This window comes from uncultured Mucilaginibacter sp. (assembly GCF_903893715.1).
GTDB lineage: Bacteria > Bacteroidota > Bacteroidia > Sphingobacteriales > Sphingobacteriaceae > Mucilaginibacter.
In genome coordinates this window covers 82,751-108,610 of sequence record NZ_CAITNG010000139.1, presented here as the reverse complement: position 1 = coordinate 108,610, position 25,860 = coordinate 82,751, and the positions used below count along the sequence as shown (strand labels likewise).

At 44.6% G+C, this 25,860-nt stretch carries 21 protein-coding genes; 15 read left to right on the top strand and 6 right to left on the bottom strand.

Annotated features, from left to right (window positions below; all coding sequences use genetic code 11):
• Positions 1–4: 4 nt before the first annotated feature.
• Complete coding sequence (locus QZX97_RS16520) at positions 5–1,510, top strand: NAD(P)H-hydrate dehydratase (protein ID WP_295650791.1); 1,506 nt, start codon at positions 5–7, stop codon at positions 1,508–1,510.
• Positions 1,511–1,883: 373 nt separating this feature from the next.
• Here the strand turns inward: QZX97_RS16520 and dxs are convergent, their stop codons facing one another.
• Positions 1,884–3,812, bottom strand: a complete 1,929-nt coding sequence (gene dxs / locus QZX97_RS16515) for a 1-deoxy-D-xylulose-5-phosphate synthase (RefSeq protein WP_295650793.1) — start codon at positions 3,810–3,812, stop codon at positions 1,884–1,886.
• Positions 3,813–3,942: 130 nt separating this feature from the next.
• Here dxs and QZX97_RS16510 point away from each other — a divergent pair, with 130 nt between their 5' ends.
• From QZX97_RS16510 to QZX97_RS16500, 3 genes are read left to right on the top strand one after another with little or no spacing between them, the layout of a single operon-like run.
• Positions 3,943–4,686 (top strand): segregation/condensation protein A, encoded by a 744-nt coding sequence (locus QZX97_RS16510; protein WP_295650796.1) that lies wholly within the window; start codon positions 3,943–3,945, stop codon positions 4,684–4,686.
• A gap of 47 nt (positions 4,687–4,733) precedes the next feature.
• Complete coding sequence (glyA, locus tag QZX97_RS16505) at positions 4,734–6,005, top strand: serine hydroxymethyltransferase (protein ID WP_295650799.1); 1,272 nt, start codon at positions 4,734–4,736, stop codon at positions 6,003–6,005.
• A 12-nt stretch (positions 6,006–6,017) separates the two neighbouring features.
• Positions 6,018–8,411: a PAS domain S-box protein gene (locus QZX97_RS16500; protein ID WP_295664810.1), complete on the top strand. Its 2,394-nt coding sequence runs from the start codon at positions 6,018–6,020 to the stop codon at positions 8,409–8,411.
• Positions 8,412–8,430: 19 nt separating this feature from the next.
• On the opposite strand, the gene QZX97_RS16495 is transcribed toward QZX97_RS16500, so the two are convergent.
• The 5 genes from QZX97_RS16495 to rlmN form a co-directional block, all read right to left on the bottom strand.
• A complete protein-coding gene (locus tag QZX97_RS16495) occupies positions 8,431–9,129 on the bottom strand; it encodes a phosphoribosyltransferase family protein (RefSeq protein ID WP_295650803.1) in 699 nt (232 codons plus the stop codon).
• A gap of 36 nt (positions 9,130–9,165) precedes the next feature.
• Positions 9,166–9,810 carry an SCO family protein gene (locus tag QZX97_RS16490; protein WP_295650806.1) on the bottom strand — a complete coding sequence of 215 codons (645 nt, stop codon included), beginning with the start codon at positions 9,808–9,810 and terminating at the stop codon, positions 9,166–9,168.
• 7 nt (positions 9,811–9,817) lie between these two features.
• A complete protein-coding gene (locus QZX97_RS16485; protein WP_295664808.1) occupies positions 9,818–10,354 on the bottom strand; it encodes a toxin-antitoxin system YwqK family antitoxin in 537 nt (178 codons plus the stop codon).
• Between the two features lie 10 nt (positions 10,355–10,364).
• On the bottom strand, positions 10,365–11,153 hold the full coding sequence (locus QZX97_RS16480; RefSeq protein ID WP_295650810.1) for a YHYH protein: 789 nt from the start codon (positions 11,151–11,153) through the stop codon (positions 10,365–10,367).
• Positions 11,154–11,244: 91 nt separating this feature from the next.
• Positions 11,245–12,300, bottom strand: coding sequence for a 23S rRNA (adenine(2503)-C(2))-methyltransferase RlmN (gene rlmN / locus QZX97_RS16475; RefSeq protein ID WP_295650813.1), 1,056 nt, complete (start codon positions 12,298–12,300; stop codon positions 11,245–11,247).
• A 135-nt stretch (positions 12,301–12,435) separates the two neighbouring features.
• Between rlmN and QZX97_RS16470 the strand changes: the two genes are divergently transcribed.
• The 11 genes from QZX97_RS16470 to ruvA all read left to right on the top strand — a co-directional run bounded on the left by QZX97_RS16470 (position 12,436) and on the right by ruvA (position 25,797).
• Positions 12,436–13,596 (top strand): amidohydrolase family protein, encoded by a 1,161-nt coding sequence (locus QZX97_RS16470; RefSeq protein WP_295650815.1) that lies wholly within the window; start codon positions 12,436–12,438, stop codon positions 13,594–13,596.
• A gap of 53 nt (positions 13,597–13,649) precedes the next feature.
• Entirely contained in the window at positions 13,650–13,934 is a 285-nt protein-coding gene (locus tag QZX97_RS16465; protein WP_295650817.1) for an acylphosphatase, read from the top strand.
• A gap of 5 nt (positions 13,935–13,939) precedes the next feature.
• On the top strand, positions 13,940–15,463 hold the full coding sequence (locus QZX97_RS16460; protein ID WP_295650818.1) for a polysaccharide biosynthesis C-terminal domain-containing protein: 1,524 nt from the start codon (positions 13,940–13,942) through the stop codon (positions 15,461–15,463).
• The gene (gene dut / locus QZX97_RS16455; protein ID WP_295650820.1) at positions 15,460–15,891 is read left to right on the top strand and encodes a dUTP diphosphatase; all 432 of its coding nucleotides are present in this window, start codon (positions 15,460–15,462) and stop codon (positions 15,889–15,891) included. Before QZX97_RS16460 ends, dut begins: the two co-directional genes overlap by 4 nt.
• A 9-nt stretch (positions 15,892–15,900) precedes the next feature.
• Positions 15,901–17,643 (top strand): tetratricopeptide repeat protein, encoded by a 1,743-nt coding sequence (locus QZX97_RS16450; protein ID WP_295650821.1) that lies wholly within the window; start codon positions 15,901–15,903, stop codon positions 17,641–17,643.
• Positions 17,621–18,436 carry a DUF4292 domain-containing protein gene (locus QZX97_RS16445; RefSeq protein ID WP_295650824.1) on the top strand — a complete coding sequence of 272 codons (816 nt, stop codon included), beginning with the start codon at positions 17,621–17,623 and terminating at the stop codon, positions 18,434–18,436. The genes QZX97_RS16450 and QZX97_RS16445 overlap by 23 nt, the downstream gene beginning before the upstream one ends.
• A gap of 12 nt (positions 18,437–18,448) precedes the next feature.
• Positions 18,449–19,723, top strand: a complete 1,275-nt coding sequence (locus QZX97_RS16440) for a peptidoglycan DD-metalloendopeptidase family protein (RefSeq protein WP_295650827.1) — start codon at positions 18,449–18,451, stop codon at positions 19,721–19,723.
• Positions 19,724–19,841: 118 nt separating this feature from the next.
• On the top strand, positions 19,842–21,275 hold the full coding sequence (gatA, locus tag QZX97_RS16435) for an Asp-tRNA(Asn)/Glu-tRNA(Gln) amidotransferase subunit GatA (RefSeq protein ID WP_295650830.1): 1,434 nt from the start codon (positions 19,842–19,844) through the stop codon (positions 21,273–21,275).
• Positions 21,276–21,333: 58 nt separating this feature from the next.
• Positions 21,334–22,734 (top strand): lytic transglycosylase domain-containing protein, encoded by a 1,401-nt coding sequence (locus tag QZX97_RS16430; RefSeq protein ID WP_295650833.1) that lies wholly within the window; start codon positions 21,334–21,336, stop codon positions 22,732–22,734.
• 102 nt (positions 22,735–22,836) lie between these two features.
• Positions 22,837–25,119, top strand: coding sequence for an NADP-dependent malic enzyme (locus QZX97_RS16425; protein ID WP_295651014.1), 2,283 nt, complete (start codon positions 22,837–22,839; stop codon positions 25,117–25,119).
• 93 nt (positions 25,120–25,212) lie between these two features.
• Positions 25,213–25,797, top strand: a complete 585-nt coding sequence (ruvA, locus tag QZX97_RS16420) for a Holliday junction branch migration protein RuvA (protein ID WP_295650835.1) — start codon at positions 25,213–25,215, stop codon at positions 25,795–25,797.
• Positions 25,798–25,860: the final 63 nt, after the last annotated feature.

The following is a 25,860-nucleotide window of genomic DNA, read 5'->3' as shown; positions in this document are numbered from 1 at the left end:
AGTCATGCTACCTATCCTTACCTCATCCCAAATCCGTGAAGCCGACGCTTATACCATAACGCACGAGCCAATAGCCTCTGTTTATTTAATGGAGCGCGCTGCCGCGGCATTTGTGAGTTGTTTTATCGACCAATATCCCGATAAGGCAAAAAGCATTGCTGTTTACTGCGGCACAGGTAATAACGGCGGCGACGGTTTGGCCATCGCCCGGATGTTGTACAGGTTCAGCTATCAAAATATTTCAGTAAAGATTGCCCGGTTTTCCGACAGGTCGACGGATGATTTTATAGAGAACTTTAAACGCATCAGGCATAAAGGCATCGAATTGCTGGAAATAAAAACCGGTGAGGCCCTCCCTGCTGAAAACGCCGACATTATTATCGATGCGTTGTTAGGCACGGGGTTAAACAAGCCATTGCATGGCGACTTTGAAAGATTGGTTAAACACCTGAATGACTTGAGCAAAACCATTGTGGCGGTTGATGTGCCAACCGGTTTTTATTGCGATGGGGATATCCCGACAGGAATTACGGCCATCCAATCAAACCTCACCATTACCTTTCAGCAGCCGAAAGTCAATTTTTTATTGCCCGAATCCGCACCCTATATCGAGCGCTTTGCCGTAGTTGATATTGGTTTGGATAGGGGGTTTATCCGAAGGCTCAACAGTGCTTTTCAATTTACAGAGGAGGCCGATATTGGGAAAATGCTAAAACCGCGCGCAGCGTTTAGCCATAAAGGCACCTATGGCCACGCTTTGATTATTGCCGGCCAGCCCGAAACCATGGGTGCGGCTTTGCTATGTTCATCGGCCTGTGTACATACCGGGGCTGGTTTAACTACAGCCTGTATTCCCGAAAGTGGTTTAACGGCCTTAAACAGTTTGATGCCCGAAGTGATGGCTATTGTACGTCTTGGTATTAAAATGATGGATATTGAATGGGATACTTTTAGCGCGATAGCCATCGGCCCCGGACTTGGGATGAAACGTGAAGCCCTGACTTTGTTAAAAGAAACATTTGATAAATTCAATGCACCAATGGTAATTGATGCGGACGCGCTCAACTTATTGGCCGAAAACCCGGAACTATTAAAGAAGATACCCAAAGGCAGCATCCTCACCCCGCACATGAAAGAGTTCGACCGTTTGTTTGGCGAACACAAAACCTGGTGGGCTCGGCTCGAAACCATGAGGCTGAAAGCAAAGGAATACCAACTTAATATTGTACTCAAAAACCAATATACCGTAACCGGCACCCCCGATGGTAAACTGTATTTTAACCCCACCGGCAACCCTGCCATGGCCAGCGGTGGTATGGGCGATGTGCTGACCGGCGTAATAACCGCGCTGCTTGCCCAAAAATACTCACCCGAAAATGCTTGCATATTAGGGACATACTTACATGGAAAAAGCGGCGACGATATGGCATTGCCGGATAAACTTGCGGTGGTATTGGCAGGCCAAGTGGCAAAACATATACCCGTTGTTATGGCAAAATATAAGGCATAAAAAAACGGTTGAAGTATCATCAACCGTTTCTACTATTAACTGACCTTATAAAGAACGAAATACTTACTACTTAATGTGGGGATTAACTTTCTGCGAAGCTACGTCACCCGGTATAAAAAAGCTGTTAACAAATCATTAACAGATGCCATCAGGCAATTAATAATAACTTAATTGAGCTGATTTGCACTTATAAGACGGACTACCTACCGTAATAGTTACAGTATTTAACATTTTTTAACAATTAAATTTTTTAGGGGTACAACGTTAAAAAAACATTAACGGAGGGTGTTTATGATTTATTGTTTAACAACAATATAACAGCACAACAATTTAGATATTAAATATTAACAAATAGCGCCGGGTGTTAACAATCTCAGGATGCGATTGTGCGGGTGGTGCGTTTTACGGCAATGTCTTTTACGAGGCTCACTATGGCGGCCGCGTTGTAACCACATTCGGCCCAAAGTTCCGGCTGCTCGCCATGCTCTATTATTTTGTCGGGGATGCCGCGGCGTATTACCTGGGCAGTATAGCCATTATCGGCCATAAATTCTATCACCGCGCTGCCCATACCTCCTTGCAGGCAACCGTCTTCAACGGTAATTATCTTATCGAAGTTGGAGAATACTTCGTGCAATAAATCTTCGTCCAATGGTTTTACAAAACGCAGGTCGTAATGGGCCGGGTGGTACCCTTCGGGTATCAGTTGCGCAAATGCCTTTACCACTTCGTTGCCTATGGTGCCTATGGATAGCACGGCCACATCTTCGCCATCGCAAACCTTACGGCCCTTGCCAACCGGGATGGCTTTCATTGGGCGTTGCCAGTCAACCATGACCCCGTTACCGCGAGGGTAGCGTATGCTAAATGGCCCCATGTTTTCCTGTTGTGCAGTAAACATCAGGTTGCGCAGTTCTTCTTCGTTCATGGGTGCCGATACCGTCATGTTGGGTATGCAACGCATATAAGCCAAATCGTAAGCGCCGTGGTGCGTTGGCCCATCGGCTCCGGCAATACCGGCACGGTCCAAACAAAATACAACGTTCAGGTTTTGTATGGCCACGTCGTGTATCACCTGGTCGTAAGCCCGCTGCATAAAGCTGGAGTAGATATTGCAAAACGGCACCATACCCTGTGTAGCCAGGCCAGCCGAAAAGGTAACGGCATGTTGTTCGGCAATGCCCACGTCAAAAGCGCGGTCTGGCATGGCTTTCATCATCAGGTTAAGAGAGCTCCCGCTTGGCATGGCCGGGGTTATGCCCATTATCTTTGGGTTTTGCTCTGCCAGTTCAATCAATGTATGCCCAAATACATCCTGGTATTTGGGTGGTTGTGGTTTTTCGTAAACGGTCTTTTTTATTTCGCCGGTAATTTTGTCGAAAAGGCCTGGCGCGTGCCATTTGGTTTGGTCTTTTTCGGCTAACGAATAACCTTTGCCCTTTACAGTGATGCAATGTAATAGTTTGGGGCCGGGAATATCGCGCAGGTCTTTAAGCACCTTTACCAGGTGTTCTACATCGTGCCCGTCAATCGGACCGAAATACCTGAAGTTTAAGGCCTCGAAAAGGTTACTGTTTTTTAACAATGTACCCTTGATGCTTTTCTCAATTTTCTGGGCAATCTTATAAGCATCCGGCCCTATTGATGATATTTTTGCCAATACTTTGGCGATATCGTCCCTAAAACGGTTATAGTGTTTTGATGTGGATATATCAGTCAGGTATTCTTTCAATGCGCCCACATTGGGGTCTATCGACATACAATTGTCGTTCAAAATCACCAGCAGGTTCGATTTTTCGATACCCGCATGGTTCAACGCTTCAAAAGCCATACCTGCTGTCATCGCACCATCGCCAATTACGGCCACATGTTGGCGGTCGGTTTCGCCTTTGTGTTGCGATGCAACGGCCATACCCAAAGCTGCCGATATGGAAGTAGAAGAGTGGCCCACGCCAAAGGTATCGTAAATGCTTTCCGAACGCTTAGGAAAGCCACTGATGCCACCTAAAATCCGGTTGGTATGAAACTCATCGCGGCGGCCGGTTAATATTTTATGTCCGTAAGCCTGATGGCCTACGTCCCAAACCAACTGGTCGTACGGGGTGTTTAAAACATAGTGCAGGGCAACGGTCAACTCAACAACGCCAAGGCTGGCTCCAAAATGCCCGCCATTAACCGATACCACATCAATAATATATTGACGAAGCTCATCGCTTAGCTGTTTAAGCTCATCTTCTTTAAGTAGCTTTAAGTCAGATGGGTATTCTATTTTTTGCAGTAATTGCCCCGCAGGTACCTTCATTTAATATAGCCGTAGAAATAAAGATACAAATTAAACCAATTACTTCGAAAAAACCGATACAAATAAGTGTCAATTTATTCTGTTTACTACTATGTCATAAAAGCTTGCAAATCATTAATTTTGACTACTGATGATGGAAGAAAATTTCGAAATCAAACTCCCACAGTTTGAAGGTCCCTTTGACTTGCTGCTTTTTTTTATAGAGCGGGACGAACTGGATATCCACGAAATTTCCATCGCACGCATTACCGACGACTTTTTGGATTATATCCACCACATGAACAACCTCAATATGGAGCTGGCCAGCGAATTTATCTATGTGGCCGCAACCTTGATGCGCATAAAAGCCAAACTATTGCTGCCAAGGTATAGCGTGGATGAAGACGGTAACGAGCTTGACCCCAAACAAGACCTGGTACAAAAACTCATCGCCTACAAGCGCTATAAAGACATTTGCGAAGAACTAAAACCACTGGAAGAAGCACGCTTTGTGATGGAACGGCGCGGCAATATCCATGTGGATATGGAAACCGTTGCCGAAATAGCGACCCCCGGCGAAGAACTGGAAAGTTTTGACCTTTATAAGTTGATGATGGTTTACCACCGGGTAATGGCTAAATATCAAAATCGCAGTCAGGTGGTTACACATACAGTGGTACAATACCCTTATACCATCGAGAAACAAAAGGAAGCCATCGGCAAGCTGCTGGCCATTAACTCAAAACTCGATTTTAAAGGACTTTTAAGAAACTCGGACAATAAAGTGCATTTTGTATACAATTTTTTGGCCCTGCTCGAAATGCTGCAACAGGAACTGATAGATATACAGATAGGTATGGGCTACAACAATTTTTGGATAAGCGCTAAAAATTAAAACAGCCAAATAAAATTTGGTTACCTTTGCAGCCTTTAATCAATACAATGAAAAGAGACAAACTGATATTTAATTTACTTGAAGAAGAACAAGAGCGCCAGGAAGAAGGACTGGAGCTTATCGCATCCGAAAACTTTGTAAGCAAGCAGGTTATGGAAGCTGCCGGTTCGGTGGCCACCAACAAATATGCCGAAGGGCTACCTGGCAAACGTTATTATGGCGGTTGCCAAATTGTTGACGAAATTGAAACCATTGCCATTGAGCGTGCCAAACAATTGTTTAATGCCGAATGGGTAAACGTGCAACCGCACTCGGGCGCGCAAGCCAATGCAGCCGTTATGCTGGCATGTTTGCAGCCGGGCGATAAGATTTTAGGTTTTGACCTATCGCATGGTGGGCATTTAACGCATGGTTCGCCTGTTAATTTCTCAGGAAAATTATATCAGCCTTTTTTCTACGGTGTTAAAAAAGACACCGGTTTAATTGATTATGCTCAACTGAAAAAAGTTGCTTTAGCAGAGAAACCAAAAATGATCATTTGCGGTGCCTCGGCCTATTCCCGCGATTGGGACTATGCCTTTATCCGCCAAGTGGCCGACGAAGTTGGCGCTTTGGTTTTGGCCGATATATCGCACCCTGCAGGTTTAATTGCTCGCGGTTTATTGACCGACCCGCTGCCGCATTGCCATATAGTAACTACAACCACCCATAAAACCCTGCGCGGCCCGCGTGGCGGCATGATTATGTTGGGCAAAGATTTTGAAAACCCATGGGGATTAAAAACACCTAAGGGCGAGCCACGCATGATGTCGGCCTTATTGGATTCTGCAGTATTCCCGGGCACGCAAGGTGGCCCGTTGGAGCATATCATCGCTGCCAAAGCGGTGGCTTTTGGCGAAGCTTTGAGCGACGATTACATGAAGTACATTGTGCAGGTTAAAAAGAATGCCGTAGCTATGGCCGACGCATTTATTAAGCTTGGTTACGAAATAGTTTCGGGCGGAACTGATAATCATTTGATACTGCTCGACCTGCGTAATAAAAATATTACAGGCAAAGATGCCGAGAATGCATTGGTTAAAGCCGACATTACGGTGAATAAAAACATGGTGCCCTATGATGACAAATCGCCATTTGTTACTTCAGGCATCAGGGTAGGCACCGCAGCTGTTACCACGCGCGGCCTGAAAGAAAAGCAAATGGAAAAGATTGTTGAATTGATAGATGCTGTAATACAAAACCCGGAAAGCGAACAAAACTTAAATAAAATTCGTAAAAAGGTAAACGAATTAGTGGAAAAGTTTCCACTATATAAGTAACTTGCTGCGATAATGACAATTGATCGTAATCCCGTTCCCGTAAATGAGGATGAGCGCCTTAAAGCGCTCCTATCCTACGGTATTATGGATACCGCGCTCGAGCAGGATTACGACGCCATTAACCGTCTGGCCTCTTACATTTGTCAAACGCCCATTTCGCTGGTTACTTTTATCGACGCTGACAGGCAGTGGTACAAATCAAAAATTGGGGTTGAGAATACCGAGATTAAGCGGTCGGAAACATTTTGCCGCTACACCATTTTGAGCGATGAGATTTTGGATGTGCCTGATGCTACCAAAAACGAATTGTTTGCCGATCATCCTTCTGTTACAGAGGGCGGTATCCGTTTTTACGCGGTTGCGCCTATTATTGACGATGATGGTTACCGCATAGGTACACTGTGTGTGGCCGATACAGTACCACATTACCTGACAGACGAACAAAAAGACGCCTTAAAAACGTTGGCCCGCGAGGTGGTATCGCATGTAACCCTGCGCAGGCAATACCATGAATTGGAGCAGAGCTCAAAATTACACAATGAGTTTTTTAACCTGTTCAACAACTCGCCCGAGGTACATTGCGTAACCGACAGGGAAGGTAAGATACAACTGATTAACCAGGCCGTTACACGGGTATTGGGCTATACACCAGCCGAGGCAATTGGAGTACCTATTTGGCATTTCTTTCCCAAAGCCGATCAGGAAAAAACCTTCATATTACTCGAAGATGGTTTACGGAACAAAAAGAAAGCCTACGACCTTGAAACACGTATAGTTAACCGCTCAGGTGAAGTAAAATGGTTAAGCTGGTCGGTAATTGCAAAGGGCCAAAGCTGGTACGCCAGTGGCCGCGATATCACTTATCAGAAAAAGGTAGTCAATGAGTTGGAGCTATTGTCGTTGGTGGCAAGCAAGGTGAGCAATGGTGTAGTCATCAGCAATGCCAATAACGATGTATTGTGGACAAACAATGCGTTCGAAAAAATAACCGGTTATAACCTCGACGATGTTCGGGATAAACCACTTGGCGATGTATTGAAAGGGGAGCTGACTGATGTTTCCATCATCCAAAAAGCGCGCGAACTTTCAAAAAACAAACAATCCTTTGAAGTCGATTTGCTGATTTACCGAAAAGACAGACAACCCATTTGGATATCGGTTATCAACTCCATTATTTTGGACGCGCAGGGCGAGGTTGATAAATACGTGGAGGTTGTTATAGACGTAACCGCAAAAAAGAAGACCGAAATAGAACTGGTATCGGCAAAAGAAGAAGCCTTGCAGCTAAACCGCGCCAAGGATATGTTTATTTCGGTAATGAGCCACGAGATACGTACACCGCTCAACGCCGTAATTGGTATATCGCACTTGTTGATGGACGATAATACCAACGAAGCCCAAAAAGAGAACCTGAACATCCTGAAGTTTTCGGCAGATAACCTGATGACGCTGATCAATGATGTGCTTGATTTTACAAAGGTGGAAACAGGTAACATTGTGCTGGAAAAGATAAATGTTGACTTGCGCGATATGGTAAACAGCGTCATCAGCTCCATGCAGTTTAAAGCGCAAGGAAAAGATATTTATATCAAGGCACAGTTTGACGATAGTTTGCCCGATTTCATTATCGGTGATAAAACACGGATATGCCAGATATTGTTGAACCTGATAGGTAACTCAGTGAAGTTTACCGAAAAAGGCGGCATTACGGTCGACTTAAAAGTGATTGAGCAGACCCAAAACGAAGTTCGTATCCGTTTTGAAGTAAGCGATACCGGGATAGGCATTAAAGCTGACAAAATAAACACTATTTTTGAGTCGTTTAAACAGGCCGACGAAAGTATAACACGTTTATACGGTGGCACAGGCTTAGGATTAGCCATCACCAAACGCCTGGTGGAACTGCACGATTCGCGCATTAACGTTGAAAGCGTGTACGGAAAAGGCTCGAAATTTTGGTTTACCATAACCTTTAACAAAAGCAGCGCAGCTGCAACTACTATAAATACCAACAAAGTGGAAATTGGCCTAAAATTAAATGTATTGGTTGCCGATGATAACCAGATCAATCGGATGCTGATAGATAGAGTTTTGAAGAAATGGGGTGTTAGTGCCGATTTTGCCATAAACGGTAGGGAGGCTGTCGAAAAAATCGAACTGAACAGGAATTACGATGTGGTGCTGATGGATATCCACATGCCCGAAATGGATGGTCTCGAAGCAGCCAGGCATATCCGCGCAAATCCAGAAACTTTTTTTCAGCAGTTGCCAATTATCGCACTTACAGCGTCGATGTTGAACAACCAAATGGATATGATTGGAGATGCCGGGATGAACGATTATATCCTGAAACCTTTCGATCCCAGGAATTTGTACGATAAGATCAGCAAGTACTCAAAGGAATAACTTTGGCGCTCTTACCAATTTACTCCGCATAAGCTATAGCCGCCACGCTTAGCTTCAACCCCGGCACTTTTAATAACTCAATTCCACAAGCCTCAATGGTTGAGCCTGTTGTGATGATATCGTCCACGAGCAAAACATGTTTACCCTCCAGCTTTTCAGGCGCGTTCACTTTAAAAACATCTTTCATATTCTCGTACCTCGAAAACCGCGATTTTTTGGTTTGTGTATCGGTGTGCTTTAACCTGATGAGGTTATCAATCTCCACAGGTTTCAGCAGCCTGTCTGACAGGCCTTGTGCAAACTGGGCGCTTTGGTTATAACCTCGCAACCGTAATTTTTCGGGATGTAATGGTACCGGTATGATGATATCGATGTTTTCGGCTTGTTCACTTTGCATTAATTGTGTTCCGGCTATGCTACCCAACTTATTGCCAATACGCGGCATGTTTTTGTACTTAAAGCTGTGCATTATGTTTTGCACGTTACCGCCTTTGGTAAAATACAGCAATACATAAACCATCGCTACATCAACACGACCCCAAAGCTGTTTGGCCACTACATTATCAGTATGCAAATGAAAATTGGTAAAAGGCAGGTCGTAAGTACAAGCGGTACATATCAATTCCTCGTTACGCAACAGGCTATTGCCGCAAGCCTGGCAAAGCTCCGGAAATATCAAAGCAATAAAATCGCTTAAATAAGTATTGCGCCATTTCATTGTTTGAATATAGCACATTCAGCACAAAATTTAAATTTATAGCTCCTGCTCCAGTATTTTGATATGCCTGATGAGGCTTTCCACTTCAAAAGGAACGGTACCGTTGTAAACTCCACGGATATGCCCCTTACGGTCTACTAAGATAAAATTCTCGGTATGCAAAAATTGAGTAACATCTTTATTGTAGCCTATCTCCTCATCGGCAAAATAGCCGCGCCGGGCAAGGGTGTATATCTGTTGCTTATCGCCTGTAAGTAAATGCCAGTTTGGGTTGGTAATGTGTTTTTGAGCAGCGTATTGCTTTAATATACCCACATTGTCCAGTTCGGGCGTTACCGAATGCGATAGTATCATCACATTACGGTCGTTCATAAATGCCGCTGCTACTTTGTTCATATTATCCGTCATGATGGGACAAATGCTGCCGCAACGGGTAAAAAAGAAATCGGCCACGTACACTTTGTTGACAACCGTTTGATTACTTACCTGCTGCCCGTACTGGTCGGTAAAGCTGAAGGCCGGTATCACATGCATCTTTTGGAAAGCATCCGTAGTCTTATCGGGCCAGGTTGGGGTAAAATCGGGTGTGTTAAAATAGGGGAGTACAGTTGCCGCCTGCTCCTTTTTTTGGCTGCATCCCGCTATAGCGAAGGTTAAAAATAATAGAAAGAGCTTTTTCATCGTGTTACTATTTGTTCACCGGGTTAACACATAACTTTTGCCCGAAAAGACCAAACTTTTCGCCGTTAATCACTACATAGTTGGCGCGTATCTTTCCGTTTTCCCACCACATTTTTTCGCTGCCTTCTTCGTGCCCGGCTTTGTAATGGAATACCCGGCACAGCGCACCGCTTTTGAACCATTCTTTTGCTTCGCCTTCGTGCTCGTCGTTCGCAAAATGGTATTCAAATTTAGGTTTGCCGTCTTCCCACCAACCCCGGTGCACCCCTTGCTTTTTACCATCGGTAAAAAAACGGAGCTGCGCCAGTTGTTTATTAGGGTACCACCACTTTAACCAACCATCCTCTTTACCCTCAATAAACGTTTCGGCCCTCGCGGTGTCGCCGCCCGGATATGTCGAATATATCAACCCTGTAAAAGGGGAATCATGATAGAAAAATACCCCCGCTATTTGCTTAAGCGCTGTATCGGCAATGTTTACCTTAACCGTGTTTGTGGCCTGCCGGTTGCATCCGCAGCAATAAACAGTTAATAAAAGTACCAAGCCCAAGAGCTTATTGCGATACTGTACCCGCAGTGCCATAAAAACCATTTCCGTTAATGTAAGGTGCCGCGCTGGTGATATGGTAATGGTAAATACCATTAGGATAATCGGCTGTGGCGCTGGTATGGCCGTGGTAAACGTCGAGGTCGGCATTGGTTAGGGTTTTACCATTTTCCATTGGGCCATAAACCGGGAAGCCGTCCAACAAAAAGCCAATGAGCGAACTTTCACCGTTTTTGGTAGTGAGATAGTAGGGCTCGGCATGGTAATGGTACATGCCAGATTGCTGCGGGTGTCCATCATATTCGTCGAAGCTGTTAACTTCGCCGGTAAGGGCAGCACCGCCTGCCGCATACTGGTTAAAAATAGGCACACCATTCAACGCTACGCCCATTGGCCCGAGCGGCGTGGCCGAGTGTGTTGAAGCCACGGTTGGGTTCAACGGAATTTTATAAGTTACATCGTTTTCAGCAATAGAATTAGGGTTTTGGCTCCAAAGCGGGTTTGTACCGTTGTAAGCTTCGTATAAAGTAGCGGCCCATTGTGTGCCTTTGTAGTAAGGCGATTTATGGTCGGGCAAGCTGGTGGCTTTGATGGTGATATAAGTACCGTCGGTAGTGATGCTTGTCGCGCCGTATATCTTTTTATAAATATCGGGCACACCTGTGCCAATAGTGGTTGTGGTTGTTCCGGTGGTTGAGTCGGAAGCCGCTTTTTTGCAAGCGATAGTTGCTGTAAGTAATATTGCGGTAATGAGTAAGGTGCTTCCCTGTACTATACCTATAAGTTTATTTTCCATGATCAGATAATTTGGGTGAATGAGTGTATATCATAAGATGTCACCTGGATTAAAATCCTGCGGAAGAAAACAAATATTTTGTTGGAAGTAGTTACGCCTCGGCAGCTTTCTCTTTTATGGCCAGCTGTCCGCAGGCGGCATCAATGTCTTTCCCGCGGCTGCGCCGAACATTGGTGATGATATCCTGCTTGCGCAAATAATCGGCAAAAGCTTCTATTTTATCTATAGCGGCATTGGTATAACTGGCGAAAGATATGGGGTTATATTCGATGATATTTACCTTGCAGGGCACGTGCTTGCAAAATTTGGCCAGTTCGGCAGCATCTTGTAGCTCGTCATTAAAATCGTTAAAAACAATGTATTCGTAGGTAACCGGGTTTTTGGTTTTGGCATAGTAATATTTTAGCGCCTCGGCCAATGCTTTTAGGGTATTTTGCTCGTTAATGGGCATTATCTCGTTACGCTTGGCATCATTGGCGGCATGCAGCGATAGCGCCAGATTAAACTTTACACCATCATCGCCCAGTTTTTTTATCATTTTGGCTATGCCAGCGGTTGATACCGTTATTCTTTTGGCAGCCATGTTCAACCCATCCTCGGCAGTAATGCGCTCAACCGACTTCAAAACGTTGGCATAATTGAGTAATGGTTCGCCCATACCCATGTACACAATATTGGTTAAATTATGGCCATAATGTTTGCGCGCCTGCTGGTCAATCAACACAACCTGGTCATAAATTTCGTCGGGGTTAAGGTTACGCTTACGGTCCATGTACCCCGTAGCACAAAATTTACACGTAAGGCTGCAACCTACCTGCGATGATACACAGGCCGTCATACGGTCGTCGGCAGGTATCAAAACGCCTTCAATAAGGTTCCCATCGTATAAAACAAAAGAATTTTTTATGGTTTTGTCAGAACTGTACTGCGAAGTATTTACCTTTACGCTATTGATTACAAAAAGCTCATCAAGTTTTTGGCGAAGCTCGAGAGAAAGATTGCTCATTTCGTTAAACGAAAAGCACGATTTTTTCCAAAGCCATTCATAAACCTGTTTTGCCCGAAAACTTTTTTCCCCTAATTCAACAAATTGCTTTTGCAGGGTGTCGAGGCTTAGGCTTCGGATATCTGTTTTAGATTTTTGCATCGTTTGCAAAGTTATTAAATTTAAAAGCGTATGTTTTTTTTATGTTTGTTTTATTGTTAAAACATAAAATATTGCATTGAGTTAATAAAGCACCCATGGTTTTCAATGTTTGTGATAACATGTAAGTTATAGTTAATGAAGAAATTTAAAGCCGACTATGTTTTTCCGGTGAATACCGGCCCGATAAAAAACGGAATCGTTACAGTTGATAATCAGGGTAAGATATTAAGTGTTGATACCGATGATAAAGGGGGCAAGGTTGAAAAACTGGATGGTATTATTTGCCCCGGCTTCATCAATACACATTGCCATGTTGAGTTATCGCACCTGAAGGACAAAATAACCCCTAAGAAGGGTTTGGTGAGCTTTATAAAGGAAGTACAAACCAAAAGGAACAGTGCCCCTGAAGATATTATGGCGGCTGCCGAAAAGGCCGATGAAGAAATGTACCGCAACGGTATTGTGGCCGTTGGCGATATTGCCAACAGTAATGTAACCGCTGCTATAAAAAAGAGCAGTAAAATACATTATCATACTTTTATCGAGGTTTTTGGCTTTAGGCCCGATAAGGCCGATGAACTATTTAGCAACGCCATTGCACTGAGCCAACAGTTCAAGGGGCTTTCGAGCTCCGTTACCGCCCATGCCCCATACTCGGTTAGCAAAGACCTGTTCAGGCATATCGGCAAATTGTGCGAAGATCAGCCAAACCTGATGAGCATACATAACCAGGAAACAGAAGAAGAAAATAAATTATACCGGTATAAAACAGGCGATTTTTTAGATTTGTATCAGTCTTTCAATATCGATATATCAAGTTTTAAACCGCAGGCGCGCAACTCCATACAATGTATCATCCCCTTGCTGAGCAATAAGCCGAATGTATTGATGGTACACAACACCTATACCAATTTAAAAGATATCTATTTTGCCAAACGCTTCGACAGAAAGATACACTGGTGTTTTTGCCCCAATGCCAATTTATATATCGAAGGCCGCCTGCCCAAGGTTGACCTTTTTATAGACCAGGGATTTAATATTACACTGGGTACAGATAGCCTCGCCTCGAACCATAAACTTTGTTTGCTGAACGAAATGCGCGTATTGCAGGACAGTTTTAACGATATTGATTTAGAACGGCTGATAGAGTGGGGCACCATTAACGGAGCTAAATATTTAGGTATTGATGCCGATAAAGGCTCGATAGAGCCGGGCAAAACACCCGGGTTAAACCTCATCAGTAAGCTGGATGGCTTAAAAATAACGCCCGAAACTACAGTTACCCGGTTGATTTGATAAAAATGAACCGGTAACTGCCTTATATTTGCACCAACAAATAAAGGCTGAACATGTCGGTAAAACATCTCAAAATTATAGTTAAAGGCAAGGTGCATGGTGTTTCGTTCCGTGTTTCTACCAAGGCGGTTGCCGACCAATTGGGTGTAAAAGGCATCATCAAAAATGAACCCAATGGCGATGTCTACATCGAGGCCGAAGGCGACGATTTTAGTATCCCTCTATTTTTAGACTGGTGTAATGAAGGCCCCACGGGCGCTGTTGTAAGTTCGGTTGAGACCTATGAGGCCGAACTCAAAAACTATCGTAATTTTGAGGTGCTGAAAAGAAACTTATAACAACATTGTCAACAGCTAAAAAATTCGCGGGGCAAACGGCCATATATGGGTTAAGTACCATCATCTCGCGGATGATATACTTTGTTTTAACGCCCATTTACACGCGCGCCTTACCTCTGGGTGCCAATGGTGTTTTTACGGCGATGTATGGTAGCGCCTCTATTGTAAATGCCATCCTTGCTTTTGGTATGGAAACCACCTATTTCCGTTACCTGCAAAAGCGCGAAGACAATAAGCAGCAAGTGTATAACAATGCTTTTGGTGTGGTTATCATTATTTCGCTACTCTTTTTGCTGTTTTGCCTGCTTTTTTTAGACCATGTTATCAATTTTATGCAGGCAGGCGTAACAAAGGACCATGCCGACTATGCCTTTTTCGTAAAAAATTTCCTGGTAATACTGGTGGCCGATGCCTTTTGCGTTATCCCCTTTGCCAAAATACGTGCAGATGGGCGACCGATTAAATACGCCGTTATTAAATGCACCAATATCATATTCGTGGTGCTGTTCAATTTGTTTTTTCTGTTTGGCATTCCTTTCATCATAGCGCATCACTTGCCCGGGGCGCCATGGATGGCGGGTTGGTATAGGCCGCATTGGGTAGGCTACGTGTTTTTAGCCAACGCTTGTGCCAGCGTGTTCACCATTTTTATGTTATTGCCCGAAGTGTTCAGGCTGAATTTGAAGTTTGACGGGGCCATGCTTAAAGATATGTTTTTATATAGCTGGCCGGTGTTGGTGGCTAATATATCGTTCATCATCAACGAATCGCTGGATAAGGTGATGCTAAAACAGATGCTTCCCACAAGCATCGGCGACCATGATGTGGCCATTTATGGTACTTGTGCCAAGATAGCTATCTTCCTTAGCATTTTTGTGCAGGCGTTTCGTTTAGGAGCTGAGCCGTTCTTTTTCAGCCACGCAAAAAACAAAAACTCGGGCGATACTTATGCCCGTATCATGACTTATTTCGTCATCATGATATCTATCATCGTTGTGGCCCTTGTTGCGAATGTTAATATTTTGGCTATCATTTTGGTGGGAAAGGAGTATCGCGAGATTCATCACCACCTGGTGTATAATAATTATTGGTCGGGTTTGGGTGTTGTGCCTCTATTGCTTTTCGGGTATTTAAGCCTCGGCATTTACATGAACCTTTCAGTATGGTACAAACTATCCGACCAAACTAAGTACGGTCTTTACATATCGGGTATCGGCGCGATATTGACCATTGTGCTCAACTGGTTATTGATACCCAGGTACAGTTATATGGCTTCGGCCTGGATATCGTTTTTAGCTTATTTTGTGATGATGGTATTGTCGTACATCTGGGGGCAACGCAATTATCCTATTCCATATAACCTTAAAAAGAATGTTACATATATAATTGCATCAATAGTTATTGTATTTTTATCGTTCAACGTGTTCAACCGCGATATTTTTGTAGGAAATGCGCTTTTGATAGGGTTCGCCTCTATAGCGTTTTTTACTGAACGGAAGGAATTGGTACAAATTTTAAAACGGAAATGAACATTCGCATTATAAACAAGTCAAAGAATAGTTTGCCGGCCTACGAAACAGCCCATGCCGCCGGTATGGACCTGCGAGCCGATATAGAAGCAACAATGGTATTGCAACCTATGGAGCGTAAGTTAGTGCCAACAGGCTTATTTATGGAGTTGCCTTTAGGTTTTGAGGCGCAGATACGACCACGCAGTGGTTTGGCGTTTAAGCATGGTATCAGTATTGTTAATTCGCCGGGGACTATTGATGCGGATTACCGTGGCGAGATAAAGGTTTTATTGGTCAATTTATCGACCGAGCCTTTTGAAATAAACAATGGCGACCGTATTGCGCAAATGGTGGTTGCCAAACACGAAACGGTTAGCTGGAGCGAAGTTGACGAACTTACCGAAACATCGCGGGGGCAGGGGGGGTACGGGCATACCGGGAAGTAAAAATCAAGAATGAACAAAGGGTTTATCATATCGTTAACATTATTAAGCATTGGCTTATTTGCATCTGCGCAATCAAAAAAAAATGATGCGGAGGGAAATAAGACCGTGATTGTAGTGTCGAAACCAATGACCCCGATGGACAGCAGTATGGTTACCCAACTGTTCTTTTCGGCCCTGCGCGAAAAGATGATTGAAAACAATGTGTTGGCCGCCGAACTGTTCGACCGTATTTTACAAGTCGACCCATCCAACGATGCTTCTTTGTATGAGTTAGGCAAAATACGCCGGGCGCAAAACAACGAAACCTCGGCCCGCGACCTGTTTGAACGTGCCGTTACCGTTAACCCCGACAACGAATACTATTGGCAGGCCCTTGCCGAAAGCTACGAGAAAACTAACGATGTAGCCAAGCTGGAGAACGTTTTTAACGAACTGATCAGGATACAGCCCGGTAACCCCGATTTTAAATTCGAGAAAGCCAACGTGCTGTATCTCGAAAAGAAATACGATGAATCGCTTGCTCTATACAAAGAATTACAGGACCAGATGGGCCTGAACGATGACATTGTTATCGGCAGGCAAAAAATATATCTTAAACAAGGCAAAATTGACCAGGCCGCCGCCGAACTGGAGCAGATGGTACAGGCAAACCCTAACCAGATCAAATATCTGTTGGTATTGGCCGATCTGTACAATACCAACGGGCAAAACGACAAAGCCCTTGTTGTACTGCAAAAGGTTGAAAAACTATATCCGGCTAACGACCAGGTGCACCTTGCCCTTGCCGATATTTACCGCGATAAAAAAGATTATGTGGCCAGCTTTAACCAGCTTAAATTAGCCGTTGCCATACCCGACCTAAGCATTGATCAGGGCTTGAACATCATAAAGGGCTATATACCCCAATTTCCGGATGTTAATGCCAGGCAAAGCGCGTTGGAGTTGGCGAAATTATTGACCATAAGTCATCCGCAAGATGAGAAGGCTTACGCGATGTATGGCGATATACTGTTAGAGAACGAACAATATCAGGATGCTAAAGCTGCATACAGAAAGGCTGTCAAAATAAACGAGCAGGATTACCCCGTTTGGGAGCAATTGGTGCGCATAGAGTTGGCGGGCGAGCCCGACGAAGCTATCAAAGATGCCAATGAGGCTTTATCCATATTCCCCAATCAGGCTTGGATGAATTACCTTGCCGGTGTGGCCTGGCTGCAAAAAAAGGATTTTAACAAGGCATTGAATTATATCAACAATGTACCCTCGCTCGAAACGCAGGATAAGGCACTGCTCTCCCAAAGCTATTCGGTGGCGGGCGATTGTTACCATGGTATAAAGGATTTTGTAAAATCGGACGCGGCGTACGATAAGTCGATAGAATATAACCCCGACAATATTTATACGCTGAACAACTACGCCTACTATTTAAGCCTACGCGGCGAAAAGCTGGATAAAGCTGCCGATATGGCCAAACATGCCAACGAAATAGAGCAGAACAATGCTTCTTTCGAGGATACCTATGCCTGGATATTGTTTAAGCAGCAAAAATATGCCGATGCAAAAATATGGATAGAAAAAGCCATTGCCAACGATAAAAACAAAAGCGCCACGGCTACCGAGCATTACGGCGATATTTTGTTTTACCTGGGAAACGTTGATGCAGCACTGGAAAACTGGAAAAAGGCCAAACAGCTTGGCTGCACTTCGTCCGAATTAGACCGTAAGATAAATGAGAAAAAGTATATTGAGTAAGCTGTTGATGGTGTTTTGCCTGCTTGCCTTGTATAGTTGCAAAACCAGGAAGCAGTTACCTGTTTCGCGCAAAGCAGATACGGTAGCCATAAAACCCGTACCGGTTACCGTAACCAATTATGATAGCATCAGGTTGGCGCAAATCAATGCCATTAAACTGAAACAGGTTGATTTCAATACTTTTTCGGGAAAGGCGGCGGCGAAGCTGAACATTGATGGCAAAGAAGATGCGGTGACGATGATTGTTCGCATCAAAAAAGATAAGGAGATATGGATATCGGTTACGGCTGTACTTGGCCTGGAGATTGGTCGTGCGGTGATTACGCCCGATAGCCTGAAGGTGATGAACCGTTTGGAGAGCAGTTACCTGAAAAAGCCCTTCAGCTATATCTATCAATATTCGAGCGAGCAAGTGAACTATAAAATGCTCGAATCGCTGCTCATTGGCAATGCCATACCCGAAATATTGGCCAACAGCACAGACCTGCAAGCCAGCAATGCCGATATGGTTTTAAACGGAAAATTACAGGAGCTGGTGTACAGATTAATTGTGGGGCCAGATCTTCGCGTAAGCAAAACCACCATGACCAACGAAGCAGCAGGACAATCAATTGATGTGGCCAACGCGCAGTTTATACAATCGGGTGCCCGTGTCATCCCATCGCAGGTTACGCTAAGCACGGCCACCAAAAGCGGCAGCATAAAAGTGGATATGCACTACACCAAAACAGAGTTTGATGGTGCGGTTGAATTTCCTTTTACTATTCCCGCCCGATTTACGCCCATAAACTAATATATTTGCTTGATGAAGTTTTTTAAAGCACTCCTGTTTTTTATGATCGTTATGGGCGCCACCAGGGCGTTTGCGCAAAGCAGCGACGAGCTAAAAAAGCAACGTGATAACCTGAACCAGGAACTGCAAAGGCTTAACCACGAACTTGAAGTAACATCCAATAACAAAAAATCGACCCTGTTACAGCTTAACCTTATTAAAGAGAAGATTGAAGTTCTGGAGAAAAAGATAAAGAATATCGACTCGGACATACGCCAGCTGGACAGCCAAATTACCGATAATACCAACGAGGTACATAGCCTGCAGTCGCAATTGGCGGAGCTCAAAAAACAATACGCGGCCATGGTATTGTTCGCTTTTCGTAACCAAAGCGCATACAATAAGCTGATGTTCATTTTCACATCTAAAGATTTTAATCTGGCCTATAAACGCCTTAAATACCTGCAACAAATTGGTTCGTACAGGGTGCGTCAGGCCGAGTATATCACCGGCACTGAAAAAGACCTGGGTGTAAAAATTGTACAGTTAGACAAGCATAAAAAAGAGAAAAGCGATTTGTTGGCTGAGCAGGAAAAGGAAGCAGTCGCGTTGGGGCAGGCTAAAAAGGAGCAGGCCAATAAGGTGATAGACCTTTCGCAGCACCAAAAGCAGTTAAAAGAGCAAACAGCCACGGCGCAACGCCAGTTGGCACGCATCAACAGGGCGATACAGGATGCAATCCGCAGGGAAATAGAAGAAGAGAACCGTCGCGCTGCTGCCAAGGCTGCCGCCGACGAAAAAGCCGCTGCGAAAGATAATATCAAGTCGACGGTATCGGCTGTTAGGAAACCGGCAAGGACAATTAATGAGGCTTTAAATGCAACGCCGGAGGCCGCGAAACTATCGAGCGACTTTTTGGGCAACCGCGGCCGTTTGCCGTGGCCTGTTGCAAACGGTATGTTCCTGCATGGTTTTGGTACCGTAATTATAAATGGCATTCGCGACGAAAATCAGGGCGTGAGCATCAAAACCAATGAGAACGCGCAGGTTAGGGCAGTTTTTGAAGGTGTGGTATTGATTGTACAAGATGTTAGCGGTACCTACACCGTGGTGATAAGGCATGGGGGGTATTTTACGGCCTACTCAAATCTAAAATCAGTATCGGTATCAAAAGGGCAAAAAGTGAACACCAAACAAAGCATCGGTGTGGCTGCACCCGACCCTGCAACAGGCGAAACAGAAATAGAATTTCAAGTGCTGAAAGGCGAAGAATATATGGATCCCGCGGGCTGGCTTGCACAAAATTGATATAAAAGTAAAGTAACACCAAGTAATTTATACTAATCCTATTATATTTGTAGGATTTTTTGTTTGTTAATTATTGATTTCCGCCATGCTTTAATCAATTTATTTATTTTCGCTGCAAATGACGGAACTGTACACTAATTTGTCGGACATACAGGCCGACCTTCAACAAGGAAAAACATCGGTTGTGAAGCTGGTTGAAGAATATTTGTCGCAAATAAAGCTGCACAGTCATTTAAACGCCTTTCTTGAAGTTTTTGATCAGGAAGCTTTGGGATGTGCCAAAGCACTCGACGATAAAATAAAGAGCGGCAAAGCGGGTAAGCTGGCGGGTTTGGTTTTGGCAATTAAGGACAATATTTGCTACAAGGACCACAAAGTTAGCGCCTCATCAAAAATATTGGAAGGATTTACTTCCATCTATTCATCCACCATTATCGAACGTTTGCTGGCAGAGGATGCCATTATTATAGGCCGTACCAACAGCGACGAGTTTGCCATGGGCGGCTCGAACGAAACCTCACATTATGGTCCTGTAAAAAACTATGCGGATACCAACAAAGTACCGGGTGGTTCATCGGGCGGGGCGGCTGTTGCCGTGCAGGCAGGGATGTGCCATGCAGCTATCGGTACCGATACAGGCGGTTCGGTAAGGCAACCTGCAGCGTTTTGCGGGAGTATTGGCTTAAGACCGACCTATGGGCGGATATCGAGGTATGGCATTATCGCTTACGCCTCATCGTTCGACCAGGTGGGCCCCTTGGCACGGTCGGTAGAAGATGCCGCTATTTTACTGGAAGTAATGGCCGGCGCCGATGAATACGATGCCACCATTTCGCACAGGCCGGTGCCGGAGTACCAAAAAGACCTTGCGTTTAAAGGCAAAAAAAAGATAGCCTTTATTGAAGAAGCCTTAACCAGCCCCGGTGTTGACCAGGAAATAAAAGATGTGCTGCTGCAATACATCGAAAAACTGAAAAGCGAAGGCCACATAGTTGAGCCCATATCGTTTGAATACATGGACTATGTAGTGCCTACATACTATATTTTGACCATGGCGGAAGCATCATCCAACCTGGCAAAATATGATGGCGTACATTTTGGTTACCGAAGCCCCAATGCCACCGATTTGGAGTCGACCTATAAAAAATCGCGTTCCGAAGGTTTTGGCAAAGAAGTGAAACGCCGCATTATGCTGGGCACCTTTGTGTTGAGCTCGGGCTATTACGATGCTTACTACGCCAAAGCTCAAAAAATAAGAAGATTGATAAGGGACAAAACCCTCGAAATACTGCATGATTACGATTTTATCCTATCGCCAACAACACCTACACCGCCCTTTAACATTGGCGAGAACATAAAAGATCCTATCGTCATGTACCTGGAAGACATATTTACCGTGCAGGCCGCCTTAGCGGGAATACCTGCTATTTCGTTGCCCTTAGGCAATAACGCTGCCGGTTTGCCGTCAGCTTTACAGCTGTCGGGCAAATGTTTTGATGAGGCCGGTTTGCTCGCTTTTTCCAAATACTTTTTGGAACTCTCTAAAAATTAGTATCTTAGTACGCTTTGACTAAAGCCTTGCTTTATTGAACACTAAAAAATAAACGCGCATGAAGAAATTTTGGACTTTTATCACCCTTTTGCTTATCCTACAGCAAGTTAAAGCCCTCCCTTCATATCTACATACAAAAACAAATAAAGCCGATTCAGGCATCATAAAAAAAGACACCTCGCTGGTACCGTTGGTAACCATTGTATCAGGTTTCCAGGATGGGCTAAGCAAACGCCGCTTAGATTCCATCAGGAAAGAGATACCGCTTGACTATAACGAATACGTTCAAAGCTATATCGATATTTATACCCACCGTAAGGATGAAATGGCCAAGGTTATAGGCTTATCAAAATACTACTTCCCGATATATGAAAAGGCTTTTCATGACGCCGGTATACCTGAAGAAATTAAGTATCTGTCTATCATTGAGTCATCGCTCGACCCCTATGCTGTTTCGCACTCCGGAGCTACCGGCCCATGGCAGTTTATGTTCGCCACGGCTAAGCTTTATGGTTTGAACATGGACAACTATATTGATGAGCGCCGCGACCCGATACAGGCCAGTTATGCTGCCGCCGCTTACATCAAGGATGCTTATCAGGATTTTGGCGATTGGCTGGTAGCCATCGCGTCATACAATTGCGGTAAGGGTAACATTACCCGCGCTATACAGTTGGCAGGGGCGAGCGATTTTTGGTCGATAAGGCCATATTTGCCCCTCGAAACACGTAATTACGTACCCGCATACATTGCCATGGCTTACGTAATGAACTATTACCACAAACACGATATTGTGCCTCGTGCTTGCGAGGTTTCGCTGCATACAGATACCGTGATGGTAAACAAATTTGTTTCCCTTGCGGGGATATCGTCGGCACTGAAAATTGATATGGCGCAACTCACCATATTGAATCCACAATACAAAAAACGCATTATCAATGGCACTGTCGCTTCGCCTAAAAGGTTGGTGATACCACAAATTGGCAAACAAGATTTTGCGGTATTGTATGATGTGTTGAACAATGGTGCCATATCGCCAAACCAATTGGAGCCTGTAATGGCCAGCAGCAACGAACCATCGAGCTTCAAGAAAGTATCGCATACGGATGAAAGCCCGAGTACGCATAAAGTAAAGAAAGGTGAAACCTTAGCCTCGATAGCTGATAAATATGGCGTTGAAGTGCAGGACCTTAAAGTTTGGAACCGCCTGAAGAAACTAAAAGTAGCGACAGGGCAGGAGTTGAGGCTGACCGAACCGGCACAAACGGAACATTATGCTTCGGCAAAGGCTAAACCGGCCGAAAAAAGCTATATCACTTATAAAGTACGCAGCGGTGATACCCTTTCGCAGATAGCTGAAAAATTTGACGGTGTTACTGTGGAAAAAATCAAATCGCTGAACGGAACCAAAGTTACCCACCTGCAACCCGGCATGACGCTAAAAATTAATCGTGGTTAAAAACGTTTAAAAGCATATTTTAAAAGGCCCTGCTGCGCGGGGCCTTTATTTTTTACACAGGCTCAAAAAGAATTGTAATTTTGTGGCCTTATGGCCGAGAAGATAAACAAAACCAATCGTAAACTGGACGCCCTTGAATATCACAGCAAAGGCCGCCCCGGTAAAATACAAGTTATACCAACCAAGCCAACTAATACTCAACGCGACTTATCGTTGGCCTATTCGCCGGGTGTGGCCGAGCCATGCCTGCGCATAGCCGAAAACCCTGACGATGTTTATAAATATACTGCTAAAGGCAATTTGGTAGCAGTTATCAGTAATGGTACGGCCGTTTTGGGCTTGGGCAATATTGGCCCTGCTGCCGGAAAACCGGTAATGGAAGGCAAGGGCTTGTTGTTTAAAATATATGCCGATATCGACGTGTTCGATTTGGAGGTGAATGTTACCGATGTTGATGCTTTCGTCAATATTGTAAAGGCATTGGAACCAACTTTTGGCGGTATCAACCTGGAGGATATATCTGCACCCACCTGTTTCGAAATAGAGCGCAGGCTGAAAGCGGAGATGAACATCCCGGTAATGCACGATGACCAGCATGGTACGGCCATTATCTCTTCGGCAGCATTATTGAACGCGCTGGAACTTCAAAAAAAGAAAATCGATAAAATAAAAATGGTGGTGAACGGCGCGGGTGCGGCGGCTGTTTCCTGCTCAAAAATGTACCTCAGCTTGGGTGTAAAACCCGAAAACCTGGTGATGTTTGATATTAAGGGTGTAATAGACCATAGCCGTACCGACCTTGACGATATGCGCATGGCATTTGCCACCAACCGTACCGATGCCAATAATTTATTGGAAGCCATGAAGGATGCTGATGTATTTATCGGTCTCTCGGCGGGTAATGTGGTTACGGCGGATATGTTGAAGGTAATGGCCAAGAACCCTATCGTATTCGCCATGGCGAACCCCGACCCGGAGATAGCCTACGATGTTGCTGTTGCTGCCCGCCAGGATATTATTATGGCGACCGGCCGGTCCGACTATCCAAACCAGGTGAACAATGTATTGGGTTTCCCCTACATTTTCCGTGGTGCATTGGATGTACGCGCTACAACCATTAACGAAGAGATGAAAAGGGCAGCGGTTTATGCCATTGCCGAACTGGCAAAGAAAACCGTGCCCGAAGAGGTTAATCTGGCCTACAATGCCAAAAACCTGCATTTCGATAGAAATTATATCATCCCCAAGCCGATGGATAACCGGTTGATTACTGAAGTATCGATGGCGGTAGCCAAAGCGGCAATGGACACGGGTGTAGCCCGTCTGCAAATAACGGACTGGGACGCTTACGCGGAAGAGCTGAACGGCCGTTTGGGTGTTGAGAACAAAATACTGAGGAATATAGCCAACAAGGCAAAATCGAACCCTAAACGGGTAGTGTTTGCAGAGGCAGATAACTATAAGATACTGAAATCGGCACAAATAGTAATTGATGAGGGGATAGCCATACCCATATTGCTGGGCAATGTTGACCGCATCAAACAAATAATGCACGACAATGACCTGCAATTGGGCGACATTGAAATAATTGACCCGCGTGTTGAAACAGAAAAGGCATGTAAGTATGCGGACTATTTGTTCAACAAACGTCAACGCAGGGGGGTAACTTTGTTCGAGGCTAAAAAACTGATGCGCGACCGTAACTATTACGGTGCCTGCATGGTGCAGTTTGGCGATGCCGATGCACTGATATCGGGCCTCACCAAAAACTATGTGCCCACAGTAAAACCGGCTTTACAAATTATAGGTACCGAGCCCGGCGTAAGCAAGGTAGCGGGTATGTATATGATGATCACCAAAAAAGGCCCAGTGTTTTTTGGCGATACCACGGTAAATGTAAATCCAAGCGCGCAAGACATGGTAGATATTACCGTGCTGATAGAGCGCTCTGTACGCAAGTTCAGCATTAAACCGAGGGTGGCTATTCTGTCGTATTCCAACTTTGGTTCGAACGATGGCATCATACCCGAAAAAACCCGCGAAGCCGTTAGCATACTGCACGAAAAATATCCCGATATGATTGTAGACGGTGAAATGCAGGCCAACTTTGCCATTAATCAGGATTTATTGGCCGATAATTACGCTTTCTCTACCTTAAAAGGCGAACCGGCCAATACGTTGATTTTCCCCAACCTCGAGTCGGGTAACATTGCTTACAAACTATTGCAGGAACTGGGTGGCGCAGAGGCCGTTGGGCCTATTTTATTGGGCATGAAAAAATCAGTACACGTATTGCAATTAGGCAGTTCGGTCCGCGAAATTGTGAACATGGTTACCATTGCCGTTGTTGATGCGCAGGAAAAAGCGGATTTAGCAAAGCAATAGCCAGTATTTAACATTTTTTGAACAATAATTTAGTGCAATGCGTGTTATGTACTATATTGCCTCACACTAAAATACCCAAGCTTATAACCAAACATGTACGCATATATAAACGGCAAACTGGTATACAAATGCCCTACTTATGTGGTAATTGATGCCGGCGGTGTGGGCTATCATATCAATATCTCGCTCAATACGTACTCCAATATCGGCGATGCTGAAAACTGCAAACTATATATTTGGCAACACGTAAAAGAAGATGCGCATACCCTTTATGGCTTTGCCGATGAAGGCGAACGCCGCCTGTTTTTACATTTGATTTCGGTATCGGGCATCGGGCCTAATACGGGTCGGATGATGCTGTCGTCTATTACCCCTGCCGAGATACAGGCAGCTATTTTAAAAGGCGATGTGCCCATGATACAGCGTATAAAAGGCATCGGGCCTAAATCGGCGCAGCGGCTAATTTTAGAATTACAAGACAAGTTGCGAAAAGACGGTCCTGACACCCTGATTTCGATGCCGGTTAACCATACCGCTAAGGATGAGGCACTTTCGGCATTGGTGATGCTTGGTTTTGTGAAAAATGTGGCCGAAAAGGCAATAGATGTGGCCGTACGGTCGGCAAACGAAAATTTAACAGTGGAGCAATTGATAAAAATTGCCCTTAAAAGCTTATAATTACTGAATCAATATTTACTAATATTTTGATCAATCTTTGTATACGAAAGCTGGCTTTCAACC

Coding starts and splice junctions, on each gene's coding strand:
- QZX97_RS16500 (WP_295664810.1), top strand. CDS start 6,018: ATGACAATTGATCGTAATCCCGTTCCCGTAAATGAGGATGAGCGCCTT.
- dut (WP_295650820.1), top strand. CDS start 15,460: ATGAACATTCGCATTATAAACAAGTCAAAGAATAGTTTGCCGGCCTAC.
- QZX97_RS16430 (WP_295650833.1), top strand. CDS start 21,334: ATGAAGAAATTTTGGACTTTTATCACCCTTTTGCTTATCCTACAGCAA.
- rlmN (WP_295650813.1), bottom strand. CDS start 12,300: ATGCAAAAATCTAAAACAGATATCCGAAGCCTAAGCCTCGACACCCTG.
- QZX97_RS16440 (WP_295650827.1), top strand. CDS start 18,449: ATGAAGTTTTTTAAAGCACTCCTGTTTTTTATGATCGTTATGGGCGCC.
- ruvA (WP_295650835.1), top strand. CDS start 25,213: ATGTACGCATATATAAACGGCAAACTGGTATACAAATGCCCTACTTAT.
- QZX97_RS16450 (WP_295650821.1), top strand. CDS start 15,901: ATGAACAAAGGGTTTATCATATCGTTAACATTATTAAGCATTGGCTTA.
- glyA (WP_295650799.1), top strand. CDS start 4,734: ATGAAAAGAGACAAACTGATATTTAATTTACTTGAAGAAGAACAAGAG.
- QZX97_RS16470 (WP_295650815.1), top strand. CDS start 12,436: ATGAAGAAATTTAAAGCCGACTATGTTTTTCCGGTGAATACCGGCCCG.
- gatA (WP_295650830.1), top strand. CDS start 19,842: ATGACGGAACTGTACACTAATTTGTCGGACATACAGGCCGACCTTCAA.
- QZX97_RS16465 (WP_295650817.1), top strand. CDS start 13,650: ATGTCGGTAAAACATCTCAAAATTATAGTTAAAGGCAAGGTGCATGGT.
- QZX97_RS16480 (WP_295650810.1), bottom strand. CDS start 11,153: ATGGAAAATAAACTTATAGGTATAGTACAGGGAAGCACCTTACTCATT.
- QZX97_RS16445 (WP_295650824.1), top strand. CDS start 17,621: ATGAGAAAAAGTATATTGAGTAAGCTGTTGATGGTGTTTTGCCTGCTT.
- QZX97_RS16495 (WP_295650803.1), bottom strand. CDS start 9,129: ATGAAATGGCGCAATACTTATTTAAGCGATTTTATTGCTTTGATATTT.
- dxs (WP_295650793.1), bottom strand. CDS start 3,812: ATGAAGGTACCTGCGGGGCAATTACTGCAAAAAATAGAATACCCATCT.
- QZX97_RS16520 (WP_295650791.1), top strand. CDS start 5: ATGCTACCTATCCTTACCTCATCCCAAATCCGTGAAGCCGACGCTTAT.
- QZX97_RS16490 (WP_295650806.1), bottom strand. CDS start 9,810: ATGAAAAAGCTCTTTCTATTATTTTTAACCTTCGCTATAGCGGGATGC.
- QZX97_RS16510 (WP_295650796.1), top strand. CDS start 3,943: ATGATGGAAGAAAATTTCGAAATCAAACTCCCACAGTTTGAAGGTCCC.